The organism is Bradyrhizobium sp. Ken01 (genome assembly GCF_055807355.1).
Window position 1 is genome coordinate 139,610 of record NZ_JBVVPC010000003.1, and the last position, 19,092, is coordinate 158,701.

General features: G+C 62.7%; 25 protein-coding genes. 13 read left to right on the top strand and 12 right to left on the bottom strand.

Going from position 1 to position 19,092, the window contains the following annotated elements; translation table 11 throughout:
* The first annotated feature begins 7 nt into the window (after positions 1-7).
* The 5 genes from AC0L3S_RS04580 (at position 8) to AC0L3S_RS04600 (ending at position 3,848) form a co-directional block, all read left to right on the top strand.
* Positions 8-2,320: a hypothetical protein gene (locus AC0L3S_RS04580; RefSeq protein WP_473278240.1), complete on the top strand. Its 2,313-nt coding sequence runs from the start codon at positions 8-10 to the stop codon at positions 2,318-2,320.
* 122 nt (positions 2,321-2,442) lie between these two features.
* Entirely contained in the window at positions 2,443-2,628 is a 186-nt protein-coding gene (locus AC0L3S_RS04585) for a hypothetical protein (protein WP_473278241.1), read from the top strand.
* 57 nt (positions 2,629-2,685) lie between these two features.
* Entirely contained in the window at positions 2,686-2,901 is a 216-nt protein-coding gene (locus tag AC0L3S_RS04590; RefSeq protein WP_473278242.1) for a DUF7940 domain-containing protein, read from the top strand.
* Positions 2,901-3,404 carry a lysozyme gene (locus tag AC0L3S_RS04595; RefSeq protein ID WP_473278243.1) on the top strand — a complete coding sequence of 168 codons (504 nt, stop codon included), beginning with the start codon at positions 2,901-2,903 and terminating at the stop codon, positions 3,402-3,404. Before AC0L3S_RS04590 ends, AC0L3S_RS04595 begins: the two co-directional genes overlap by 1 nt.
* A 3-nt stretch (positions 3,405-3,407) precedes the next feature.
* Positions 3,408-3,848, top strand: coding sequence for a hypothetical protein (locus AC0L3S_RS04600; RefSeq protein WP_473278244.1), 441 nt, complete (start codon positions 3,408-3,410; stop codon positions 3,846-3,848).
* Between the two features lie 192 nt (positions 3,849-4,040).
* Here the strand turns inward: AC0L3S_RS04600 and AC0L3S_RS04605 are convergent, their stop codons facing one another.
* The 7 genes from AC0L3S_RS04605 to AC0L3S_RS04635 all read right to left on the bottom strand — a co-directional run bounded on the left by AC0L3S_RS04605 (position 4,041) and on the right by AC0L3S_RS04635 (position 8,003).
* Positions 4,041-4,397 carry a transcriptional regulator gene (locus AC0L3S_RS04605; protein WP_473278245.1) on the bottom strand — a complete coding sequence of 119 codons (357 nt, stop codon included), beginning with the start codon at positions 4,395-4,397 and terminating at the stop codon, positions 4,041-4,043.
* Positions 4,398-4,497: 100 nt separating this feature from the next.
* Entirely contained in the window at positions 4,498-4,833 is a 336-nt protein-coding gene (locus AC0L3S_RS04610; RefSeq protein ID WP_473278246.1) for a hypothetical protein, read from the bottom strand.
* Positions 4,830-5,048: a hypothetical protein gene (locus AC0L3S_RS04615; RefSeq protein WP_473278247.1), complete on the bottom strand. Its 219-nt coding sequence runs from the start codon at positions 5,046-5,048 to the stop codon at positions 4,830-4,832. Before AC0L3S_RS04615 ends, AC0L3S_RS04610 begins: the two co-directional genes overlap by 4 nt.
* Positions 5,035-5,241: a hypothetical protein gene (locus tag AC0L3S_RS04620; RefSeq protein WP_473278248.1), complete on the bottom strand. Its 207-nt coding sequence runs from the start codon at positions 5,239-5,241 to the stop codon at positions 5,035-5,037. Before AC0L3S_RS04620 ends, AC0L3S_RS04615 begins: the two co-directional genes overlap by 14 nt.
* Positions 5,241-6,197: a recombinase RecT gene (locus AC0L3S_RS04625; protein WP_473278249.1), complete on the bottom strand. Its 957-nt coding sequence runs from the start codon at positions 6,195-6,197 to the stop codon at positions 5,241-5,243. The genes AC0L3S_RS04620 and AC0L3S_RS04625 overlap by 1 nt, the downstream gene beginning before the upstream one ends.
* A 162-nt stretch (positions 6,198-6,359) precedes the next feature.
* A complete protein-coding gene (locus AC0L3S_RS04630) occupies positions 6,360-7,220 on the bottom strand; it encodes a PD-(D/E)XK nuclease-like domain-containing protein (protein WP_473278250.1) in 861 nt (286 codons plus the stop codon).
* Positions 7,221-7,370: 150 nt separating this feature from the next.
* Positions 7,371-8,003: a helix-turn-helix domain-containing protein gene (locus AC0L3S_RS04635; protein WP_473278251.1), complete on the bottom strand. Its 633-nt coding sequence runs from the start codon at positions 8,001-8,003 to the stop codon at positions 7,371-7,373.
* A 224-nt stretch (positions 8,004-8,227) separates the two neighbouring features.
* Here AC0L3S_RS04635 and AC0L3S_RS04640 point away from each other — a divergent pair, with 224 nt between their 5' ends.
* From AC0L3S_RS04640 to AC0L3S_RS04670, 7 genes are all read left to right on the top strand, one after another.
* A complete protein-coding gene (locus tag AC0L3S_RS04640) occupies positions 8,228-8,452 on the top strand; it encodes a hypothetical protein (RefSeq protein ID WP_473278252.1) in 225 nt (74 codons plus the stop codon).
* Positions 8,453-8,463: 11 nt separating this feature from the next.
* Positions 8,464-8,658, top strand: a complete 195-nt coding sequence (locus AC0L3S_RS04645) for a hypothetical protein (protein ID WP_473278253.1) — start codon at positions 8,464-8,466, stop codon at positions 8,656-8,658.
* On the top strand, positions 8,655-10,079 hold the full coding sequence (locus AC0L3S_RS04650) for a DEAD/DEAH box helicase (RefSeq protein WP_473278254.1): 1,425 nt from the start codon (positions 8,655-8,657) through the stop codon (positions 10,077-10,079). Before AC0L3S_RS04645 ends, AC0L3S_RS04650 begins: the two co-directional genes overlap by 4 nt.
* Positions 10,079-10,408: a hypothetical protein gene (locus AC0L3S_RS04655; protein ID WP_473278255.1), complete on the top strand. Its 330-nt coding sequence runs from the start codon at positions 10,079-10,081 to the stop codon at positions 10,406-10,408. Before AC0L3S_RS04650 ends, AC0L3S_RS04655 begins: the two co-directional genes overlap by 1 nt.
* Positions 10,409-10,412: 4 nt before the next feature.
* On the top strand, positions 10,413-10,916 hold the full coding sequence (ssb, locus tag AC0L3S_RS04660; protein WP_473278256.1) for a single-stranded DNA-binding protein: 504 nt from the start codon (positions 10,413-10,415) through the stop codon (positions 10,914-10,916).
* A gap of 122 nt (positions 10,917-11,038) precedes the next feature.
* A complete protein-coding gene (locus AC0L3S_RS04665) occupies positions 11,039-11,440 on the top strand; it encodes a VRR-NUC domain-containing protein (protein ID WP_473278257.1) in 402 nt (133 codons plus the stop codon).
* Positions 11,441-11,513: 73 nt separating this feature from the next.
* Entirely contained in the window at positions 11,514-13,886 is a 2,373-nt protein-coding gene (locus AC0L3S_RS04670) for a virulence-associated E family protein (RefSeq protein WP_473278258.1), read from the top strand.
* Positions 13,887-14,062: 176 nt separating this feature from the next.
* Here the strand turns inward: AC0L3S_RS04670 and AC0L3S_RS04675 are convergent, their stop codons facing one another.
* Positions 14,063-14,296, bottom strand: a complete 234-nt coding sequence (locus AC0L3S_RS04675) for an Acb2/Tad1 domain-containing protein (RefSeq protein WP_473278259.1) — start codon at positions 14,294-14,296, stop codon at positions 14,063-14,065.
* A 59-nt stretch (positions 14,297-14,355) separates the two neighbouring features.
* Complete coding sequence (locus AC0L3S_RS04680) at positions 14,356-15,438, bottom strand: site-specific integrase (protein ID WP_473278260.1); 1,083 nt, start codon at positions 15,436-15,438, stop codon at positions 14,356-14,358.
* Positions 15,439-15,556: 118 nt separating this feature from the next.
* On the opposite strand from AC0L3S_RS04680, the gene dusA reads away from it, so the two are divergent.
* A complete protein-coding gene (gene dusA, locus AC0L3S_RS04685; protein ID WP_473278261.1) occupies positions 15,557-16,576 on the top strand; it encodes a tRNA dihydrouridine(20/20a) synthase DusA in 1,020 nt (339 codons plus the stop codon).
* Positions 16,577-16,609: 33 nt separating this feature from the next.
* On the opposite strand, the gene AC0L3S_RS04690 is transcribed toward dusA, so the two are convergent.
* From AC0L3S_RS04690 to AC0L3S_RS04700, 3 genes are read right to left on the bottom strand one after another with little or no spacing between them, the layout of a single operon-like run.
* Entirely contained in the window at positions 16,610-17,164 is a 555-nt protein-coding gene (locus tag AC0L3S_RS04690; RefSeq protein WP_473257840.1) for a TIGR02281 family clan AA aspartic protease, read from the bottom strand.
* A gap of 28 nt (positions 17,165-17,192) precedes the next feature.
* Positions 17,193-17,396, bottom strand: coding sequence for a DUF1289 domain-containing protein (locus AC0L3S_RS04695; RefSeq protein ID WP_473257838.1), 204 nt, complete (start codon positions 17,394-17,396; stop codon positions 17,193-17,195).
* 44 nt (positions 17,397-17,440) lie between these two features.
* Positions 17,441-19,036, bottom strand: a complete 1,596-nt coding sequence (locus tag AC0L3S_RS04700; protein WP_473278262.1) for a sensor histidine kinase — start codon at positions 19,034-19,036, stop codon at positions 17,441-17,443.
* Positions 19,037-19,092 lie beyond the last annotated feature (56 nt).

Here is a 19,092-nt window from a genome sequence, read left to right on the forward strand (position 1 = left end):
GGATGACATGACTGTTGCGAGCGAAGTGAACCGATCCGGCCCCTATACCGGGAACGGCGTTACCACTGTTTTTGACTATGAATTCCGCATTCTGGATCAGGCCCACGTCTCAGTCATCAGGGCGCAGGCCGGCATCGAAACAGTTCTGACACTCGGCGCGGACTATTCGGTGTCCGGCGTTGGAGATGCTGGCGGCGGCTCGATCACGACGACCGTTGCCCCAACGGCAGCGCAGACGATTTCCATTCTGAGGAACGTTCCGTTTACGCAGGAAACCGACCTGGAAAATCAGGGGCCTTACTTCGCCGAAACGATTGAGGCCGGGTTTGATCTCGCCGCCATGCGGGATCAGCAGTTAAGCGAACGGCTCGATCGTGCCCTTGTGCTGCCAGTGTCGTCAGATGCGGAAGCCCTGGAAGTCCTGATCGGCGATGTCCAAACGCTCTTGAACCATATCGACAACATTGATGTTGTCGCCGGGATCGGCAGTCAGGTCCAGGAGGTTGCGGGCGTCGCTGATACGATCACGACCAACCTCAACGCGATCGTTCACGCTGCCGATAATGCCACCGCTGCGGCTGCATCGGCTAGCGCCGCTGCGACTTCGGCCACGAACGCGGGCAATAGCGCCACGGCCGCCGCGACATCGGCGTCCAACGCCGCCACGTCAGCCACGGCCGCAGCAGCCACGACGCTGACGAATTGCAACACGATCGCCGCGCTCAGGGCTGTTAGCAAGGTCGTGAGCCAGCGCGCGCTTGTCCACGGCTACTATGCGATTGGTGATTGCCGTACGCGGCAATATTACTACGACCCGGCTGATACCGCGTCGGCGGACAACGGCGGCACCATCATCGTTGCTGCTGACGGCGGGCGCTGGAAGCTGATCGGCCCGGTCTCTGCGAAAGTCTTTGGAGCCAAGGACGACGGTAGCGACGCGAGCGCAGCGATCTTGGCCGCTCTCACTTGGGGCAACGCGAACAACGTTCCGGTTGACCTCGACGGTGCAGCATTTGCGGCCTCGCGCATTTTGCTGACCGATATCAACGGGCTTCGCTTCGGCCGTGGTATCATTCGCGGCATAGCGTCGTCAGCTACGGACGCCGTGCTTGAATTTGTGAACTGCCAAGACATTTCTGTTTTTGACTATCTCATCATCGATGTGCAGAAGAACACCAATTACACTTACGCTCTGCACGGCTACACCAACGCGATTGGAAAGACCTGTTCGTTCTTCGATCTAAAGAACGTGAGGGTACACAATGCCCCCATCGCGTGGGGTTGGGGCAGCCTTGCGTTTCCCGATGCCACGGTTTCAGAAATCAACATCTTCGGCGGCCATACCTACTCCTGCCCTGGCATCGTCCGCGCGATCGGCACTCAGACGGTCATCAACTTCATCGGCTCGACCCTTCTGTCATCGTACGGCACGGGCGGCAGCGGTGCATGGAATGCTCTTAGCAATACCGGTGTTGAGGCCATCGGCGCTACTGTGAACATCACCGCCGGCGAGCTGTTGAACACTGAGGTCGCAACGGGCACGCTCACGCGCGTCAGCGGGTGCAACAGCGCGCTCACGCCCGGCCCACAGTACGGCGTTCTCTGTGTCCACGACGCGATTATCGAGTGCGCCAATCTTCTCGCGGCAACTTCCGCTGCTGGCGCGGCATCTCCGGCCCGTGGCTGCATCATGTTCACGGGTTGCCGTGGCCCGATCATGACTGATGTTATTGGCGGTGCGATCCAGTGCGAAAGCACTTTCCCCGGTCGCGTGATCGTGCTCGGCAATTCGTTCTTCTCGCCGACTGTCGTGCGCACGCAATGGAACATCAACGCCGTCGCCAACACTTTGGCGCAATTCACGACCGACCTTCAGTCGTGGGGCATCAACTGCTTGCAGGGCTATCAGGGTCTTAACGGTGGCGCGTCACAGGTTGTTGTTGACGGTGACACGGCGGCATGGACCGCGATCGCTGCTCCGGCCGTTGCCGCGCAGGCTGGGGCCTTCGGCTCGCTTGGCCCGTGCACGGCGAGCTATCTGCGGACGGGTAAAACGGTGACGTTGACGTTTGATATCCAGATCACGACCGTGGGAAGCGCGGCGCAGGCGATCAAGTTGGGTCTGCCATTCCCTGCAAAGGCGGGTAAGAACTTCGTCGGGGCCTGCTACGAGTACGACACCGCTGCCGCTGCCGGGACGGCGGCTATCAATCCGACTGTGAACGACGCAACGAACGTCTACATCCGGGCCGCATCCGGTGGATCGTTCATCGCAGCCGGGCGGAAGGTGTCTGGGACCATCGTCTATGAAATGGCGTGATGACGCAAAGCCAACCATCCGGCCATAAAAGCGATCCAGGAAACTAAATCGAGGCTGGGCACGTTACCATGGATGAAGTCACGCGAGCGGAAATCGAAAAGCTGCACGGGAGACTGAACGACATGAAAGAGCGCGTCGTCACCCTCGAAGCGCAGCAGCCTCATATCTCGGCAGCCTTGATCCGGATCGAGAGCAGCGTTGACCGCTTGAACGGACACCTCTCCAAACTGATCTGGCTCGCCGTCGCGCTGTTCGTCGCTGCCGCCGCAAAGTTCATCCTGGCGGGTGGGCTCAACCACATCCCGTAGGTTTTAGCCGGCAACTTTTGCCGGGGCATGGTGCGGCCCTCAGACGAGGCCGCACCCATGAAACTCCGATTGATCGATGATGCTTGGCACCGCCTCTGGTCGGTGCGCGTTGCGATCGGCAGCGGACTATTCTGGAGCGCGGTCGGCGGGGCCATCATGGTTTGGCCTGCGCTCGCGGAAAAACTTCCAACCACATTTTACGTGCTCGGGGGCGTCGTCTTGTCTGCGGCGTTCGGTCTCGCGCGCGTGCTCAAGCAGCCGGGGGCTGAATAATGGCTATCACCAAAAGGCACGTAGGTTTGTCGGCGGCGGGCGCGGTCCTGGCCGGCGTGCTCGTTTCGCATTGGGAAGGCATGAACCTGACGGCGGTTCACCTCTCTTTCGACCCGCCCGGCGTCGTCACCGTATGCGGCGGGATCACCAATTACGATTGGCCGTGGCTCAAGGTAGGCGACAAGTACACGAAAGAGCAGTGCCAAGAGGCGCTTTCGCACGTCGCGGAGCGATACGCCGACAAGGTCGTTGTGTGCGTCCCGTCGCTGCCGACGATGCCTCCGCACCGGCAGGCGTCGATCGCCTCGTTCGCCGTGAACCTCGGCCCGGAGAAAGTGTGCGGCACCTCGATAGCGCGCGATCTCAACGCTGGCCGTGTGCGGCAAGCCTGTGACGCGATGGTGAAGTACGTCAACGCGAACGGCAAATTTCTTCAGGGCCTCTACAACCGCCGCACGGATGCCATGTGGGGCGAACGGCCGTGGTGCCTCCGGGAGGATTGATCCATGACGTGGCTGTTGTGGGCGGTCGCGACGTCCGATCTCGCGCTGATGGTGCTCGGTATCGTTTTGGTCGCGGCGCTGGTTGTCGGCTTCGCGCCGCTGCTCGATCGCTTCCCGGTGATCGGCGCTTATGTGCCGCTCGCCCGCTTGGTCGCGCTGCTCCTGCTGTTCGTGATCGGGCTCTGCGTCGGGCATCGCCTAGCCGACGAAAGCGCGGCGCTCGCCCAGGCGAGGACTGATCTAGCATTTAAGGATTTGGAACTCGACGCGCAAAAGCGATCGGCGGACGTGGCGGCGAAGCTCCGGGCAGATGCCGAGGCAAAGGCCGGCGAGGCCGACAAGAAGGTTTCCGACTATGAGGAAGAACTTGCGAAACGTCCTGCGAATTGCGGTGATGCTCTCGACCGGCGCGACGTTGATGGGCTGCGCGGGATCGCAAAATAGCCCGACGCGGGCGGCCGTCCAAATCCCGCGCGATTGTGAGGATTTGGCGCAGCCGGTCCCCTATCCGTCTGTCGAAGTGGGCATGTCGTCCAAGGTGGCGCTGGCGCGTCACCGGGCCTCGCTGGGGCAGGCGAACGGCCGGCTCGTCGCTACGCGGGATTGCCAGAAGCAACAGCGCGAGCAGTTCGCACGTTAGGCCGCGCGGCTGCGGACGGGCTTAACCAGCACCTCGCCGCGCGGCAGTGATCCCTTGTCCTTCAAGATCGTGATCGCCTTCGTCGGCGGCATGTAGGAACGGCGGCCGGGGCGCGCCGCGTCGTCATCCATCTGCCATTTCAATTCGAGGCGGCACATCTCGGTCCAGAGGTTGAGCCCCTTGGCGTCTGCCCGCTCGCGGCGCATCGCCCGGAACAGATCATAGAGTTCGGCCCCGCGCTGCATGCGGCGATTGTTGAATGTCTGGCGGCAGGCCGGCTTGCAGAATTCCTGCCCCGCGCGGCGGGTGCTGATAGGGCTGTCGCATTCCTGGCACTTGTGAAGCTTGGTCATGTTCGGCGCGCTCTCAATGTGAAAAGGGGCGACCCGTTTAAATGGATCGCCCCTTGTGTTGCACGGTGTTGTGATTATCGCAACAGTAAAGATGCGCCCTTCACAGTTCGCGGATCGCGAGGATGGCGGCTGCGGCGTAGTTGATGATTCCGAACAGCTCGAACACGGCCGCGTCGTATTGCTCGCGTTCGACCATGCGCGTGGCCTCGTGAGCCTTCTTGATGATCTGGCCGGTGGGATAGCCGACGCCGACAAGGCGCGTCGCCTGCATGGTGGGCTGGTCCAGGAAAGGCACGTCGTCACTGCCATGCCGGTCGTGTCCCTTGCCGCGCGCGGCGTGGTCGTGGGCGGCCTGGAGCACGCCGGCAAGGCTCCCATACATCGGGTCGGAAATGACAGGCTCGGCGTCGGCAAGGATGATCGTCGGCGTGGTCATTGGTTTTGGTTCCTCAGTTTCTTCGATGTGGACTTGATGGCACCCCACGCCAGATAGTTCGATGTGGGATCGGCGAGCGTTCCGCCTGCGAGCTTGTCGAGATTGTCAGCAAGCGAGCGGAGTTGATCGGCGGCGCTCCGCAGCGCCGCCTTATCTGTGAGCCGAATTTCGACGCGCGCGAACTCCGGGATCGCATAAGGGTCAGCCTGAGACATTCGCTCCCTCGGCGATCTCGACCACCTCGGCGGAAACGAACCGCTGCTTGATGACCGTGCTGTGGTTCTCCGCGTTGATCGCGTTCAAGATGTCCATGGCATCGACATTGAACGGGCCGGTCGGCACGCGATCGGGAACAGGAACCTCCTTGCGGATCGTCTGTTCGATGATGGCGACGAGGCGCTTGGGCATCAGATGTCGTCTCCAGCTTGTGGCCCGTCGCTCGCGAAACGCGGGTCGCCATCGTCCGGGCCGTCCTGGTCGAACACTTCGCCCGACTGATCATGTTCGATCGGCTGGCCCTGGGCGTCCTGCGGCTTCGCCTTGGCCGGCGTGACGTCCTTGAGCGCCGCCGCCGCGCCGCCGCGCTTCTTCGGCTGGGTGAACTGCGTTACGGGCGGGGCCTCGCCGGGCTCGGCCGCTGCGTCGAGCGTGTATTCCTCGTCGATCCGCTCGGCCGCCTGATGGAAGGCGTCCCGGTCGGTGCTGCTCGGCAGATACTTGCTGATGCGGCGAAACACGGTCTTGCGCGCCATTTCCGCCCAATCGGTCGCCCACGGGGTGGACTTGATCTTGCCGGCCTTGAACGCGCGATAGGCGTCCGATCGGTCGCGGATCGCGTTCACGTCGTTGACGTTCATCACCTCGTGCACAATGCCGCCGCTCATCAACTCGGCGATGGCATAGACCGCATAGGCTTCGCCCCGATCCTTGCTGTGATCGACCTTGTGAGTGATCGGCTTCTTGGCGTTGGTCGGCTCGTGCGTGAACTTGTCCTTTTCGCGGACGGGCTCAACAACGAGGCTTTTAATCTGGCCGCTCTGATAGGCCAGCTTCAACAGGCCGCGCATCATCGGGCGATACTGCACGTCGCCTTGGTAATCCACGACGAGGGCGGCCTCGCGGCCGTCCAGGATCAGCCCGTCCGTTGCCGCCTTGGTGCAGGCGGCGAGGAGTGAAGCCGGGTTCTTCACCTTGTCAATATTGCGGGTGAGGGCGATAGCGGTCTGCGCCGTGCGAACGAAACGCTCGGGGGTGATGTGGCCGGGCAACGCCTTCTTGAACTCTGGCGTCATCTGATCGAGCCGGTCGCGGAGGGTGAGCGGCTTGCGCTCAACCTGGGCCGGCAGCGTGTTGGTCTGAGACATTTTCGATTTCTTTCATGATGTCGGCTGCGCGGGATTGCACAGGGCCGGGGGGTGATCCGCTCAGTGCTGTCAGCACCATGATTGCGGTGGTTCGGTCCCGATCCGGAGCGCGGCGGTAGAAGAAAGCCGCGCTCCAGAATTGACGGGCTGTGGCGGCGTCGGTCACTCGGTCAGAGGTTCGTCGAGCGCGTCGGGGGCCTGCGTCAGCCGGTAGTTCCAGCGCTTAAAGGAAAGCTCTTGGACGCCATCGCCATATGCCGGCCAGTGGTTCGCCTTTCGGCAATCCGCGTAGGTGTTGAGGGACTTCCGCATGATCGCTCGGCCTTCCTCGACGATCGACGGCGGAAGCTCGTAGACCGCGAACGCATAGGGGGAAGTCTTTTCCCAGGCGAGGAATGCGAATGCCTCGACTTCCTGGCCGCACGCCTGCCACCCGTCCGTGTAGAAAGCCTCCTGCGCGTGATAGCCGTAGTTGGCGACGCTCTTGGCGAAAGCGTCGGGGTGGGCGCTCACGGTCGATTTGACGTCGAGGATCAGCTTAAGATCACGGCGGTACCGATCGGGGCGGCAGCGGCACAGCTCGCCGGTCTCCGGGTCGATCCAGAAGCCGGACGCCTCGTTGACGCCGTCGCCGCTGGTGATGATGCTGTTAATCCAAGCGTCGGCATGAACCGCATCTCGGATCGCGAGCACGCCATCGAAGTCGCCGGACGTGAGCAGCAATTTCTTGTCTGCCTTGCAGACCTCGGCGACGTCCTTCCACTTATTGCCGCGCCGGTCCTCGGGACCGCGAACGACGATCTTCTCAAAGTCGTCCGGCTGGAGAATGGCGAGGTGGGTAGCCTCGCCGAAGTCGAACGCCTTGCTCTCTTTGCGCTCGCCGAATTTGTAGTGAGCCGGCGACTTCTGGTCGATCGTCCAGAGGCCGGACTTCGAAATGCCGGGGCCGGCGTGATAGGCTTCGTTGTCGAGCTTGAGGTAGACACCGGGCTTCATGCCGGGCGAGGTGGTCATGACGTTCATCGTTGCGATCTCCTGTTGTGCTGTTGTGAAGTTCACAACAATAGGCACAACAAAGCGCAACGGTCAATCCAGAATTTCAGGATTTCAGGAGGCAATAAAAAACCGCGCGGCCGGAGCTGCGCGGTTCACGGATCAGGAAACGGGTTCAAATTAGGGAATGATCGCAATAACAGGCGTTGCGGTTTCGAGCGCGAATTCGCGGGCCTTACCGTCCACGCAAACAACACGGGCCTCGCCGGTCTTTCTGGCGCGCTCGATCTTACCGATGACCTGTTCGCCTTTTTGCGACCGGCAGATGGCGAGGACGCCGATCGCCGCACGCTCGACGCCCTCGGTGTGCCCAAATAGGACAACCGCATCGTCGAGGAAAGCCAACGGGCCTTGCATCGCTCGGACCTGGGCGGCGAGGATGCGACTGCCGTTGTAATCGCTGATCGTTACGGCAGCTTGGGCGCGGTCTATAACCGCCTGGGGTAGGGGGCTCGGGTCTGATAGCCGTTCGAGCTGGCCCTTTTCGTTGATCGCCGCAGCAAGCATTACCTGCGTTGGCTGTCCGTCTAGGTCCACCGCTACTCCGGCGTGCCTGAGCACTTCCGACACTGGAGCACCGAGGAAATGAGCGATCGCGCTGGCTTCATTCATTTTCATCTTCCGACTTCCAGAGAACATCCGGGAGACGGCTGAAACGTCAACTTCTAAGTGTCTCGCCAGCCCGCGCATGCTCTTATTGTTTTGTTCGAGCTTCTTTGTAAACCACGCGCCATCAATCTCTCGTTGGGACATCTTGGCAATTCTCCTTACGCAGAACTTACAGTTGTTTTCCCTGTTATCCCCCGTTTGTTGCACGTTTCGCAACAAGGCGTCAATTAGCCGCCCCGTACAATTACCGCCACAGGTTGCATTGCATGGAACCAAGCTCGCCTGTTAGGAACTCGGTGATGCTCTCTTGACGTTGCGCAAATCACAACGTATGTTGCGAAATCAGCATCATACGGGGCGCTCTTAACGTGAAGCAAGCCGATCCGGTCACGCCTTGGCAGCGGGTCTATGCCAAATTCAACATGTCACAATCTGAATTCGCTGTTGCTCTTGGCCGCCATCGGTCGAAAGTCAGCCGCGCCCTCAGTGATGCCAAGGGGCTGATCAGCGGTCGCGATCAGGAATTGATCCTGTCGGCGGCTAAGTCCCGCAACATCCGGATCGATGCCGGCGACATGATGCCGGTGCGCTGATGAGCGCACCGATGAGCTTCTACGAGCAAGCCGATTTTCTCGACTGCATAGCGGATCGCACCACGACCAGGACGGGCGCGCCGGCCGCGGAAACGATGATGCTCGTGACGGCGGCTGATGTCGAGAGCATTCGCGCGATGGCGGCCCGGCTGCGGCGCATGGCTCCGCATGAAAACTCAATCCGGAAAGTGGTGGTCGGCCGGTGAGCGGGTTGATCCTTCGCCCCGATCAAGAGGACGTGCGTGCCAAGCTGCGCGTCGCGCTGCGGCAATCGCTCGCGGTGCTGGTGTTCGCGCCCACGGGTTTCGGCAAGACGGTCTTGGCCGCGAAGCTAATCGAACTGCTGTTCGCAGCCAGGAAACGCGTGATCTTCTGCGTTCACCGCGTCGATCTGATCACGCAAACGGCCAAGACGTTCGAGCGCTGCGGCATCCCGTTTTCCTACATCGCGGCCGGCTACCATTATAATCCGCATCACCGGGTCTATATCGCATCGATCGCGACGCTGAAAAATCGGCTCGGCAAAATTCCTGCCGACTACATCATGGTTGACGAGGCGCACCTGTCGGCGGCAAGCGGCTGGGCCAAGGTTGCCGCCCACTACAAAGAGACCGGGACGCGGGCGATCGGCCTGACGGGATCGCCGGAACGTTTAGACGGCAAGCCGCTCGGCGACGTGTGGGACGAAATAGTCATGGGGCCGTCCGTCCGATGGCTGATCGAGCAAGGCCACCTGTCGCGCTATCGTGCGTTCGCCCCTGCCGGTATCGATCTCGCCGGAATTCATTCCCGCAACGGCGACTATGTCGCGTCCGAGATTGATGACCTGATGTCGGGCAAGGCCGTCCTGGCTGGGGCTGTTCGGCACTGGCGCAAGTTCGCTGGCGGCAAGCGGACAATTGCATTTGCTCCTTCGGTTGCTCGGGCCGAACAGCTCGCTGCCGAGTTTCGCGCGAACGGTGTGATGGCCGTTGCGCTGGATGGTCAAACGCCGCATCACGACAGGCGTTCCGCGTTCGTTGGCTTCGCCGACCGGCAAATTGACGTCATCGTAAATTGTCAGTTGTTCTGCGAGGGGTTCGATCTCGCCGCCCAAGTCGATCGCGATGTGACCATTGAGGCGGTGTTGCAATATTCGCCGACGCAGTCTCTCGCGAAGCATCTGCAGCAGCTCGGGCGCGGTCTGCGAAAGAAACCTGATCCGGCCATCCTGCTCGATCTCGTCGGCAATCTCTCGCGCCTCGGCCTGCCCGACGACGATCGCGAATGGTCGCTTGAGGGGCGGAAGAAGGACGGGCGCACGGTCGAAAATCTGACGTGCCCGAAATGCTTCGCAACACACGCGCCCGCGCCGAAGTGCACGGAATGCGGGTTCGTCTATCCCGTGAAGGCACGCGATAGCCTCGGGCTCGGACGAGTTCTCGATGAGGTCGAGGGCGAGCTTGAGGAAATCGATGTCGCCGCGATCCGCCGCGAGCGACTGCGCGAACAGTCGGGCGCGGGGACGCTTGACGATCTGGTCAAGCTCGCGATGGCTCGCGGGTACAAGTCGCCGGAGAAGTGGGCCGGCCATGTGTGGACGGCGAGGCAGGCTAAGGCCGGCTCGCAAGGCAGGGGGATGTCATGATGAGCTTGGAAAGTCCGATCGCGTGCCCGTGTTGCAAGCAGTCCGTTCGCGTCCCGTCGCTGGATATCGTGATCGACCATTACAAGGTCACGCCGTTACAGGCGCGCATTCTCGGCGCGATCTGGAAGGGCAAGGGGCATCCTGTCCAGACGGAACGAATTTTCGATGCGATGTACATCGACGATCCCGATGGCGGGCCGTCGCCGACGCGCATGTATGCCGCTTTTAAGGTCGCGCTCTGTCACTTGCGCGTGCGGCTGGAGGGCTCCGGCGTCTCGATCGAGAACGTCGGTTATCGCCGGGGATACCGGCTTGTCATAGGAGCATAGAGAAATGGCGGGGCACCTTAACCAAGTGCAGTTGATCGGCAATGTCGGCGCTGATCCGGAAATCAAGAATCTCCAGAATGGTAGCGTGGTCGCGAACTTCTCGATCGCGACGTCCGAAAGCTGGAAAGACAAGAGCACGGGCGAGAAGAAAGAGCGCACCGAGTGGCACCGCATTGTCGTCTGGAACGAGGGCCTGTGCAGCGTCATCGAGCAATACGTTCGCAAGGGCTCCAAGGTGTTCGTCCAGGGCGAGCTGCAAACCCGCGATTGGGAAAAGGATGGCGTCAAGCACTATTCGACTGAGGTCGTTCTGACCGGCTTCAAGGCGAACCTGATCCTGCTCGGCGATGGCGGCGCACGGAAGGCGTCCGACACAAAGGGCAACGCGGAGCGGCCGGGCAATAGCTACGGCGAGGCCACGGGCAAGGCTCCGCGCGAGAATACGCCGCGCCGCGACCCGATCTCGTCCGGCCGCCAGCCGCATCCCGACGACGATATTCCGTTCTGAGGTCGAGTGATGAAAGACATAGCTATCGCGATCCTGGCCGTCGCGATGTGGGCGCTTATCGCCTATGTCGTTTGGATCGTCTGGCAGATCTCGTTCTATGCCGGTGTGAATGGATTTTGGGCATGAGCGAGGCCGATCTGATGCGGCTGCTGCAACGGTTCGCGTCCCAGCTCGGGGCGCGGCTGTTTCGGCAGAACGTGGGGCAGGCGTGGGTTGGGAAGGTCGAGCGCGGCGACGGCCGCATGGTCCGCCTCGGCGCTGGCGATGTGCTGCTGCGCAACGCTCGCCCGTTCCATGCCGGCGTTGCCGGAATGTCTGACCTGGGCGGGTGGGTGCCCGTCCAGGTGACGGCCGATATGGTCGGGGCAACCGTTGCGATCTACACGCAAGTGGAAGTCAAGGACGGCGCGCGCCCGACGAAAGAGCAAACGGCCTGGATCGATGCCGTCAACAAAGCCGGTGGGCGGGCCGGCATCGCGCACAACGAAAGCGAGTTGGCGCAGATAGTTCGGGGCAATCGCTAACTTCTTCTTGACGTTTTCGTTGCAAGTGTTGTGATTAGCGCAACACGCAAATCACCTAGCATCACGGGTAGCAATGTCGTCCGATGTCGAGCGCCTTAGGCGCGACGTTTCTCTGCCAGACACGGCGGCGTCGTTTGGCGTGAAGCTGGAGAAGGACGGCCGGGAGCTGCTTGGCTGCTGCCCGTTCCATGCTGAGGACACGCCGTCGTTCACCGTCTTCGTCGGCAAGGACAAGGTCGAGCGGTTCCATTGCTTCGGCTGCGGCGAGCACGGCGACGTGATGGACTTCGTCCAGAAGATCAAGGGCGTCGGCCTGCGCGACGCGATTGCCATCCTCGGCGGCGGCACGGCCGGGCCGAACGTGACGCCGCGCCGGATCGAGGCGCGCGATATCTACGCAGGAATTGAGCCGATCGATCCGCCTGACGGCGCGGTGATCGAGGTCGGCCGGCGCGTCAAGCTCTACAATCCAAAGCGCGCGGGTGATGCTACGGAGTGGGGCGGCTTCGCACCGTCGATGGTGTTCCCGTATCGCCGCGCCGATGGCTCGCTGTTCGGCTATGTGCTGCGACACGATCTCGGCGACGGCGGCAAAGAAACGCCGATGGTAATGGCGGTACGCCTGCCCGATGGGCGTGAGTGCTGGTCGCGGTTCCCTTTCCCAAAGCCCCGGCCGCTGTACGGTCTAGACCGTCTCGGCGAGGCCCGGCAGGTGATCGTGGTTGAGGGCGAGAAGTGCCGCGACGCGCTGGCCGGCGAGACGGGCCGCGTCGTGCTGTCCTGGGCGGGCGGTACGCAAGGCGTGAAGCACACCGATTGGACGCCGCTCGCGGGGCGCAACGTCGTGATCTGGCCGGACGCCGACGCTCCGGGGCTCGGCACCGCGAACGAAATTGCGGCCATCCTGGTCGGCCTCGGCTGCACGGTGCGCGTGATGGACGTCATGCGCGACGATCCGTCGAAGGGCTGGGACTGCGCTGACGCGATCCGCGACGGCTGGGACAAGGCCCGGCTTGATACCTTCATGCGCGAGACCGTCCGCCCGTGGACGCCGCCGAAACCGCCAGGGCCGGCCGTCGAGAAGCCCGCGCCCGTTGCCGGTCCTGCGCCCGTCGTCCAGGCAAAGCCCGTGGTCGAGGCCCGCACGACGCAGCAAGAGCAGCCCCAGCCGGCGACCGTCACCGATCTGCGCACGCGCCGCACCGTCGCGGCAGATGACAACTGGATGCTGAACCTCGTCTGCAACGAGGAGGGCAAGGTTAAGCCGGGCGCTACGAAAAATTGGGCGTTGTTCCTTGAGAACCATCCGGAGACGGCGGGCGTGTTCGCGTGGGACGCGTTTAAACTTCGCGTCATGCTGATGCGTCGGCCGCCGTGGGAGCGTGAACAGACATGGACGCCGCGCGTGGTCCAGGACCGCGACTATAGCGAAGCGGTGATGTGGCTGGAGGCGCGGCAGATGTCGCCGAAAGCCTCGAACATCGCCGCCGTGATCCAGACAATTGCGGAGCGCGCGGCGTTCGATCGGCTGCGGGAATATCTTGACGGCCTGAAATGGGATCGCCGGCCTCGCGTCGAGAAGTGGTTGACCTATTACATGGGCGTCGAGGACACGCCGTATGCTCGCACCGTAGCGGTGCGCTGGCTGGTCTCGGGCGTCGCGCGCGGCCTTCGGCCGGGGTGCAAGGTCGATACCATGCCGATCCTGGAGGGGCCGCAGGGCGCGCGCAAATCGACGGCGCTTCGCTTCCTCTACGGCGAGGACTTCTTTACCGATGGCCTGTCGGACATCGGCGGCAAAGATGCCAAGATGGAAATGCAAGGCGTGTGGGGCCTTGAGGTCGCGGAGATGCACAAGTTCTCTGCGGCTGAGGTGAACGAGGTCAAGAAGTTCCTGACGCAACAGACCGATCGCTTTCGCCCGCCTTACGGCCGGGCGGTGATCGAAGCGCCGCGCCGCGTTGTACTCAACGGGACGATCAACCCGGAAGGCAATGCGTACCTGCGCGATCCCACTGGCGCGCGGCGCTTCTGGCCGCTGACTGTTGGCAGCATCGACACCGATGCAATCGCGCTCGATCGCGATCAGCTATGGGCTGAGGCCGTAGAGCTCTACCGCGCCAACACGCCTTGGTGGGTGCAGGAGGATGAGCAGGCGGCGGTCGAGTTCGAGCAAGAGAAGCGAACCGACGTTGACGTGTGGACGGACAAGATCGCGCACACGATTAAGGGGCAACCGTCGATCGCGCAGCTCGACGTTCTGTCGGCGCTGGGGATCCCCATGAAGGATGCCGATTGGCGTCAGACCAGCCGCGTCGGCCGGATCATGAAGAAGCTGGGATGGACTGTCGGTCGCGATCGGAAGAACAACGAGGATCGCGTGACGTTCTACGCGCCGGATCGGCGCGAGGGCGAGGCAGAAAAGCAAGCCCCCCTGAATTGGTAAAGGCCGCTTCCCGGCGAATTCCGGGCTTGCGGCCTTTGCTCCATCCAGGTCGCCCCGATTACGCTGGGCTGCATGAGGCCCCTCTACGGACCAGCGCCGTTCTTCACGGACGATCGGGACTATGTTTCCCCGTCCTTCTGGATGCGGACGGGAAGGAGTACCGCGAGGGGCGTTCGTTAAAGGTTGATGCGGGCGGGCTGGAAGATGGCGCGATTGATCGCCATGAACGCTTGTTCGAGCTGGGTCTTGCCGATCGCGAGCCAGCGGCGATCGATGCCGGGCGTCTGCTCCAGCGCGTCGATGCGGCGAAGAACTTCTTCCTCAAGCCGCTTGTTGACGTTGACTGCGGAAACCTTCGCGTCGCTCTGCGGCTGATAGCCTTCGACGGGTAGTCCTTGGTGCTGGGTCATGGCGATGTCCTACTGCCGTTTCGATCTCGGCAATCATCGCCACAGATGGTTGTTGCGCTCTACACAACAGGAGCGGTCACGGCGTCGAGCCACCTCCATCCCTCGTATTTGTCGCCGCGCTGTCGAATTTGAGTGTAGCGCTTGAGGCTCGTCCAGGAGCGGTGACCTGAGACTGCGGCGGCGTGCGGAATGTTGTACCCTTGCTCGAACAACCACGACACGCCTTCATGCCTAAGATCGTGGAAATGCAAATCCTCGATCTCTAGAAACTGGCAGGCGCGGGTGAACGCTGCGCTAATCGCGTCGGCAGAGTAGGGGAATATCAGATCGCCCTCGCGGGGCATGGCCTTGATGATCCGAACGGCCGGATCGGGCAAGTCGCACCATGTGTCATTGCCTTCCTTGTGGCCTGGGTGCTTCATGTCGCGGACCATGACGCGCTTGTGCTCATCCTCAAAGTCGGCCCATGCGAGGCGGGTGATCTCCTCCTGACGTCGGGTCGAGAAAATCCCGAATGCGATTAAACGGCACATTGGCGCGGACTTGCTGCGGCGTTTCTGGCGGTCCTGAAAGTGAAGCATCAGGCGGTTAAGCTCGTCCAGCGTGGGCCGTCTGTCGCGTTCCTTGCTCTTGGACACAATGCCGAGGCGGCGCAGCACGGTTTGCGCGTCCTTCATCGCGGCATAGTCGAGCGGGTATTTCCACATGGGCCGGGCGATAGCGAAGATTGAGGCGAGGTGAGAGAGGTAGTTCCCGCGCGTCTGCGGTTCGACGTCCAGTTGCTTCGCAAAGTCGGCGATCGTGTCGCTCTCGATCTGCGAACAACGCTTGCCGGCAATGTCATAGGTCTTGATCGTCCGGAGCACCTGGGCCTTGGTTCGGCCGATCTCTTTCTCGGATTCGTCAATGTACCGGTCGATGACCACGGATAACGGCGGGTCGTTCGTCGCCGCCTTGGCGCGCTCGATCGCGCCGGGCTTCGATAGCTCGTCCTCGCGGCGGGCGATCCAGGCGGCGGCGGCGGGCCGGCGATCGAACGTCTCGGTCTCGCGATGGATCACCTTGCCCTCGCGCTTGATGATGATCTTTGCCATATAGGCTTTGCCGCCCTTCTTCCGGGCGCGCTCGACGATCGTTCCCATTCGGTATCACAAGGCTCCTGCGCGGATCACAATGTGATACTAGCAGGCGAGGAATGCCCGGCGATGTAGGCAAATACGCAACGATACGCAACGCGTTGCGCAACAATCCCAACGGTTAATGGCTGAAAAAACAACGATGTCAGTGGGTTCTGAGAGGTGGCGCTTCTGCACCGCCCCCATGATGGATTGGACCGACCGGCATTGCCGGGTGTTCCACCGTCACCTGACGCGGCGGGCGCTGCTCTATACGGAGATGCTGACGACTGGCGCCATCATTCATGGTGACCGGGAGCGGCTGCTTGGGTTCAACGTGGTCGAGCACCCGGTCGCGCTTCAGCTCGGCGGGTCGGATCCGCGCGAGCTGGCGCTGGCCGCGCGGGTCGGTGAGGAGTTCGGTTACGACGAGATCAACCTCAATGTCGGCTGCCCCTCCGACCGCGTGAAGGACGGCCGTTTCGGCGCTTGCCTCATGGCAGAGCCTGATCTCGTGGCGAGGTGCGTCGAGGCGATGAAGCGTGCGGTTGCCGTGCCCGTGACGGTGAAGTGCCGCATCGGGATCGACGACCAGGATCCGGAAGTCGCGCTCGACAACCTTGCACGGGCGGTCGTTGCCTCCGGCTGCGATGCGCTGATCGTGCATGCCCGGAAAGCTTGGCTCAGCGGTTTGTCACCGAAGGAGAATCGCGACATCCCGCCGCTCGATTATGATCGCGTCTATCGCCTCAAGCGCGCGATGCCCGATGTGCCTGTCATCATCAACGGCGGCATCCTCGGTGTCCATGAGGCAAAAGCGCATCTCGATCACGTTGACGGTGCGATGCTCGGACGGGCCGCCTATCAGGAGCCGTGGCGGCTGCTCTCGGTCGATACCGACATTTTCGGCGAGGCGGCGCCGCATGCCTCGATGCAGGATGCGCTCGAAGCGATGATGCCCTACATCGAACGACAGCTCGCGCGCGGCACGCGGCTGCACTCCATGACGAGGCATTTCGTCGGCGCATTCCACGCCGTGCCCGGCGCGCGCGCCTTTCGCCGGCATCTTGCCGAGCAGGGGGTGAAGCCGGGCGCCGGCATCGAGGTGCTGCGCGATGCGATTGCGCGTGTCGGTGCGCCCGCGCCGGCAGAGGCGGCGGCCTAGCCGTAGTTGCATGACGAGGCGGATTGCAAAGGTCTAGTCGACCGCGATGCGAGAGCGGCGGTGACTGGTCTGGAGTTCCGGATAACCGGTGAGCATCAGCTTGTCGGCGCGCACGCCCCAGCTCTCCAGGCGGTCCAGGAAGCTCATGCCGAGCAGGTTGGTCTTCATCTGCCCGCGCTGCACGATGAGGGCCGGCACCGATTTTTCGACGAGGTGCCCGACGGAGAGGCGGTCGATCGTGAGGCGGGCCGCCTTGGTGTGACCGCCCGCGGTTTCGAGATCGACGTCGTATTCGAGCATCTCGAGCGGCAGCCCGATCGCTTTGGCGGTTTCCCAGGTCAGCACCACCGAGGTCGCGCCGGTGTCGATGACCATCGGTGCGGCCACGCCGTTGATCTTCGCGCGCAGCGCGAATTCGCCGCCCTGGCCGCGCTGAATCTGCACGGCGGGCGCGGGCGCTGCGGTCTGCGTGCGAAAGATATGCGAGACCTTGCTGCTCGCGCGTGCGATCTGGTCGGAATCGCCATAGGCGACGACGGCACCTGCCGTGCAGGCGAGCATGATGAGAACGAGCAGGAAGCGGATCATTGCGCACCTCCCGATGCGCTCAGGCCGGTCAGGTCCGTTCCGGCGATCCCGCGATCGGCGCAAGTCCAGCCTGATTCATGCGCGCTGCCAACAGCGCCATGACCGCGAGCCGTTCCGCGCTCTCCATGGCGTGCCAGCGCGCGATCTCCGGCAATGTGCGTCCGCAGCCGAAGCACAGCCTGGTCTTGGGATCGATCATGCAGACGGCCACGCACGGCGTTTCTTTGCTCATTCGGACATAGTGGCGGATGGTCGGGCATGTCTGCAAGCATCTCGTTACGAGCCCGTACCTGCGCTCATGATCGGCTTGCGACGGGGCCGGCGCTTCTCGTCCGCTACCGCGGAACTCTCGGGCTGGAGCGGCGGAGAATCATCCGACATCGGCGCCAGCGCGCTCATCACGCGCTCGGGCGGGAAGGTGACGATCACTTCGGTGCCGATGCGCAGCTTCGATTTCAGCGTGAACGTACCGCCATGCAGGTCGATCAGATTCTTGGCGATGGGCAGGCCGAGACCAGCGCCCTGTTCGGCCGACTTGATCGAGTTGGAGCCTTGGCCGAACGAGGCCAGCACGACCGGAATCTCGTCCTCGGGGATTCCGGAGCCGGTATCCTTCACCGAGAGATATTGTCCGCCTGAGGCCGTCCAGCCGGCCTTGAGCCAGATCTCGCCGCCCTGCGGAGTGAACTTGATCGAGTTGGAGAGCAGATTGAGCACGACCTGGCGGATCGCGCGCTCGTCGGCCCACAGCCGCGGCATCGCGTGCTCGAACACCTCGTGGATGGTGATGCCGCGGCTCGAGGCGCGCAGCTTCATCAGATGATGGCAGTCGGCGACAATGCCGACCAGCGAGACCGCTTCCTCATTGAGCTCGTAGCGGCCGGCCTCGATCCGCGACAGATCGAGAATCTCGTTGATGAGGTTGAGCAGGTGGACGCCGGAATTGTGGATATCGGCCGAGTACTCCTTGTAGACCGGCACGGCATGCGCGCCGAAAATCTCGCTCTTCATCACCTCGGAGAAGCCGAGGATCGCATTGAGCGGCGTCCGCAGTTCGTGGCTCATCTGCGCCAGAAAGCGCGACTTGGCCACATTGGCGGATTCAGCGCGGTGGCGCGCTTCGTCCGAGATCGCCTTGGCTTGTTCGAGCTCGCCGATCAGCGCGTCCTTCTCGGCGCGCGCCTCGAGCGTGGCGAAGGTCGAAGAGTGCAGGCGATGTGCCAGCAGCACGAAATAGCCTTCGGCGGCGACGGCGAGCGCGGCCAGGATGTAATTATCCAACGAGCCGGTCATCACGAAGCTCAGCGCCATCGCGACGGCGACCGGTGCAGTCGCGGCGAGGGCGGCGATCGGCAGATTGGCGGCCAGCATGCTCGATACTGCGATCACCAGCAGCATCAGGAACATCATCAGCGATTCCGTGATCATGTCGAGCACGGGATGGATCAGGATCGCCATCCAGCAAAGGCCATAGAGCAGGTCGAGCACGACGAAGCGTGTCTGCCATGCGCGCGTTGCCGCGGGCGAGGCGGGCTCGGCCAGGAAGCGGTGGCAGCTGCGGATCATCGCGGCATGGATGCAGAGCATGCCGGCGGTCCAGGCCGCGGCCGGGATCGGCTGCATCCACAGCCCAAACAGCACGCCTGTCGCGACCACAAGCAGCATCACGACATAGGAGGCCGACAGTCGCGTCTGGGCGTAATGGCGCAGCATTTCGGCGTCGAAAGCCGGCCGGGTTCCACTGGTCGACGTTAACTTATCGCGCGCCTCGCGCACCCGTTGTGCCGCAGCCCGGCGATGGCTCGCCGACGGCACGCTCACCGGCTCGGCCGGAAGCTGCACAACCTCGGGCTTTTCAGCGGGTTTACTCATCGCACAACAACAATTCCTGCCCGCGCGGGGCGGGCCTTCTGCATTGTCTATCTCTG

What these genes read in the sequence shown, in the direction of transcription:
- AC0L3S_RS04695 (WP_473257838.1), bottom strand. Translation starts at nt 17,396, where the DNA reads ATGAGCAAAGAAACGCCGTGCGTGGCCGTCTGCATGATCGATCCCAAG.
- AC0L3S_RS04670 (WP_473278258.1), top strand. Translation starts at nt 11,514, where the DNA reads ATGTCGTCCGATGTCGAGCGCCTTAGGCGCGACGTTTCTCTGCCAGAC.
- AC0L3S_RS04585 (WP_473278241.1), top strand. Translation starts at nt 2,443, where the DNA reads ATGAAAGAGCGCGTCGTCACCCTCGAAGCGCAGCAGCCTCATATCTCG.
- AC0L3S_RS04655 (WP_473278255.1), top strand. Translation starts at nt 10,079, where the DNA reads ATGAGCTTGGAAAGTCCGATCGCGTGCCCGTGTTGCAAGCAGTCCGTT.
- AC0L3S_RS04580 (WP_473278240.1), top strand. Translation starts at nt 8, where the DNA reads ATGACTGTTGCGAGCGAAGTGAACCGATCCGGCCCCTATACCGGGAAC.
- AC0L3S_RS04635 (WP_473278251.1), bottom strand. Translation starts at nt 8,003, where the DNA reads ATGTCCCAACGAGAGATTGATGGCGCGTGGTTTACAAAGAAGCTCGAA.
- AC0L3S_RS04680 (WP_473278260.1), bottom strand. Translation starts at nt 15,438, where the DNA reads ATGGGAACGATCGTCGAGCGCGCCCGGAAGAAGGGCGGCAAAGCCTAT.
- AC0L3S_RS04625 (WP_473278249.1), bottom strand. Translation starts at nt 6,197, where the DNA reads ATGTCTCAGACCAACACGCTGCCGGCCCAGGTTGAGCGCAAGCCGCTC.
- AC0L3S_RS04605 (WP_473278245.1), bottom strand. Translation starts at nt 4,397, where the DNA reads ATGACCAAGCTTCACAAGTGCCAGGAATGCGACAGCCCTATCAGCACC.
- dusA (WP_473278261.1), top strand. Translation starts at nt 15,557, where the DNA reads ATGGCTGAAAAAACAACGATGTCAGTGGGTTCTGAGAGGTGGCGCTTC.
- AC0L3S_RS04700 (WP_473278262.1), bottom strand. Translation starts at nt 19,036, where the DNA reads ATGAGTAAACCCGCTGAAAAGCCCGAGGTTGTGCAGCTTCCGGCCGAG.
- ssb (WP_473278256.1), top strand. Translation starts at nt 10,413, where the DNA reads ATGGCGGGGCACCTTAACCAAGTGCAGTTGATCGGCAATGTCGGCGCT.
- AC0L3S_RS04600 (WP_473278244.1), top strand. Translation starts at nt 3,408, where the DNA reads ATGACGTGGCTGTTGTGGGCGGTCGCGACGTCCGATCTCGCGCTGATG.
- AC0L3S_RS04595 (WP_473278243.1), top strand. Translation starts at nt 2,901, where the DNA reads ATGGCTATCACCAAAAGGCACGTAGGTTTGTCGGCGGCGGGCGCGGTC.
- AC0L3S_RS04675 (WP_473278259.1), bottom strand. Translation starts at nt 14,296, where the DNA reads ATGACCCAGCACCAAGGACTACCCGTCGAAGGCTATCAGCCGCAGAGC.
- AC0L3S_RS04620 (WP_473278248.1), bottom strand. Translation starts at nt 5,241, where the DNA reads ATGCCCAAGCGCCTCGTCGCCATCATCGAACAGACGATCCGCAAGGAG.
- AC0L3S_RS04690 (WP_473257840.1), bottom strand. Translation starts at nt 17,164, where the DNA reads ATGATCCGCTTCCTGCTCGTTCTCATCATGCTCGCCTGCACGGCAGGT.
- AC0L3S_RS04630 (WP_473278250.1), bottom strand. Translation starts at nt 7,220, where the DNA reads ATGAACGTCATGACCACCTCGCCCGGCATGAAGCCCGGTGTCTACCTC.
- AC0L3S_RS04645 (WP_473278253.1), top strand. Translation starts at nt 8,464, where the DNA reads ATGAGCTTCTACGAGCAAGCCGATTTTCTCGACTGCATAGCGGATCGC.
- AC0L3S_RS04590 (WP_473278242.1), top strand. Translation starts at nt 2,686, where the DNA reads ATGAAACTCCGATTGATCGATGATGCTTGGCACCGCCTCTGGTCGGTG.
- AC0L3S_RS04610 (WP_473278246.1), bottom strand. Translation starts at nt 4,833, where the DNA reads ATGACCACGCCGACGATCATCCTTGCCGACGCCGAGCCTGTCATTTCC.
- AC0L3S_RS04615 (WP_473278247.1), bottom strand. Translation starts at nt 5,048, where the DNA reads ATGTCTCAGGCTGACCCTTATGCGATCCCGGAGTTCGCGCGCGTCGAA.
- AC0L3S_RS04665 (WP_473278257.1), top strand. Translation starts at nt 11,039, where the DNA reads ATGAGCGAGGCCGATCTGATGCGGCTGCTGCAACGGTTCGCGTCCCAG.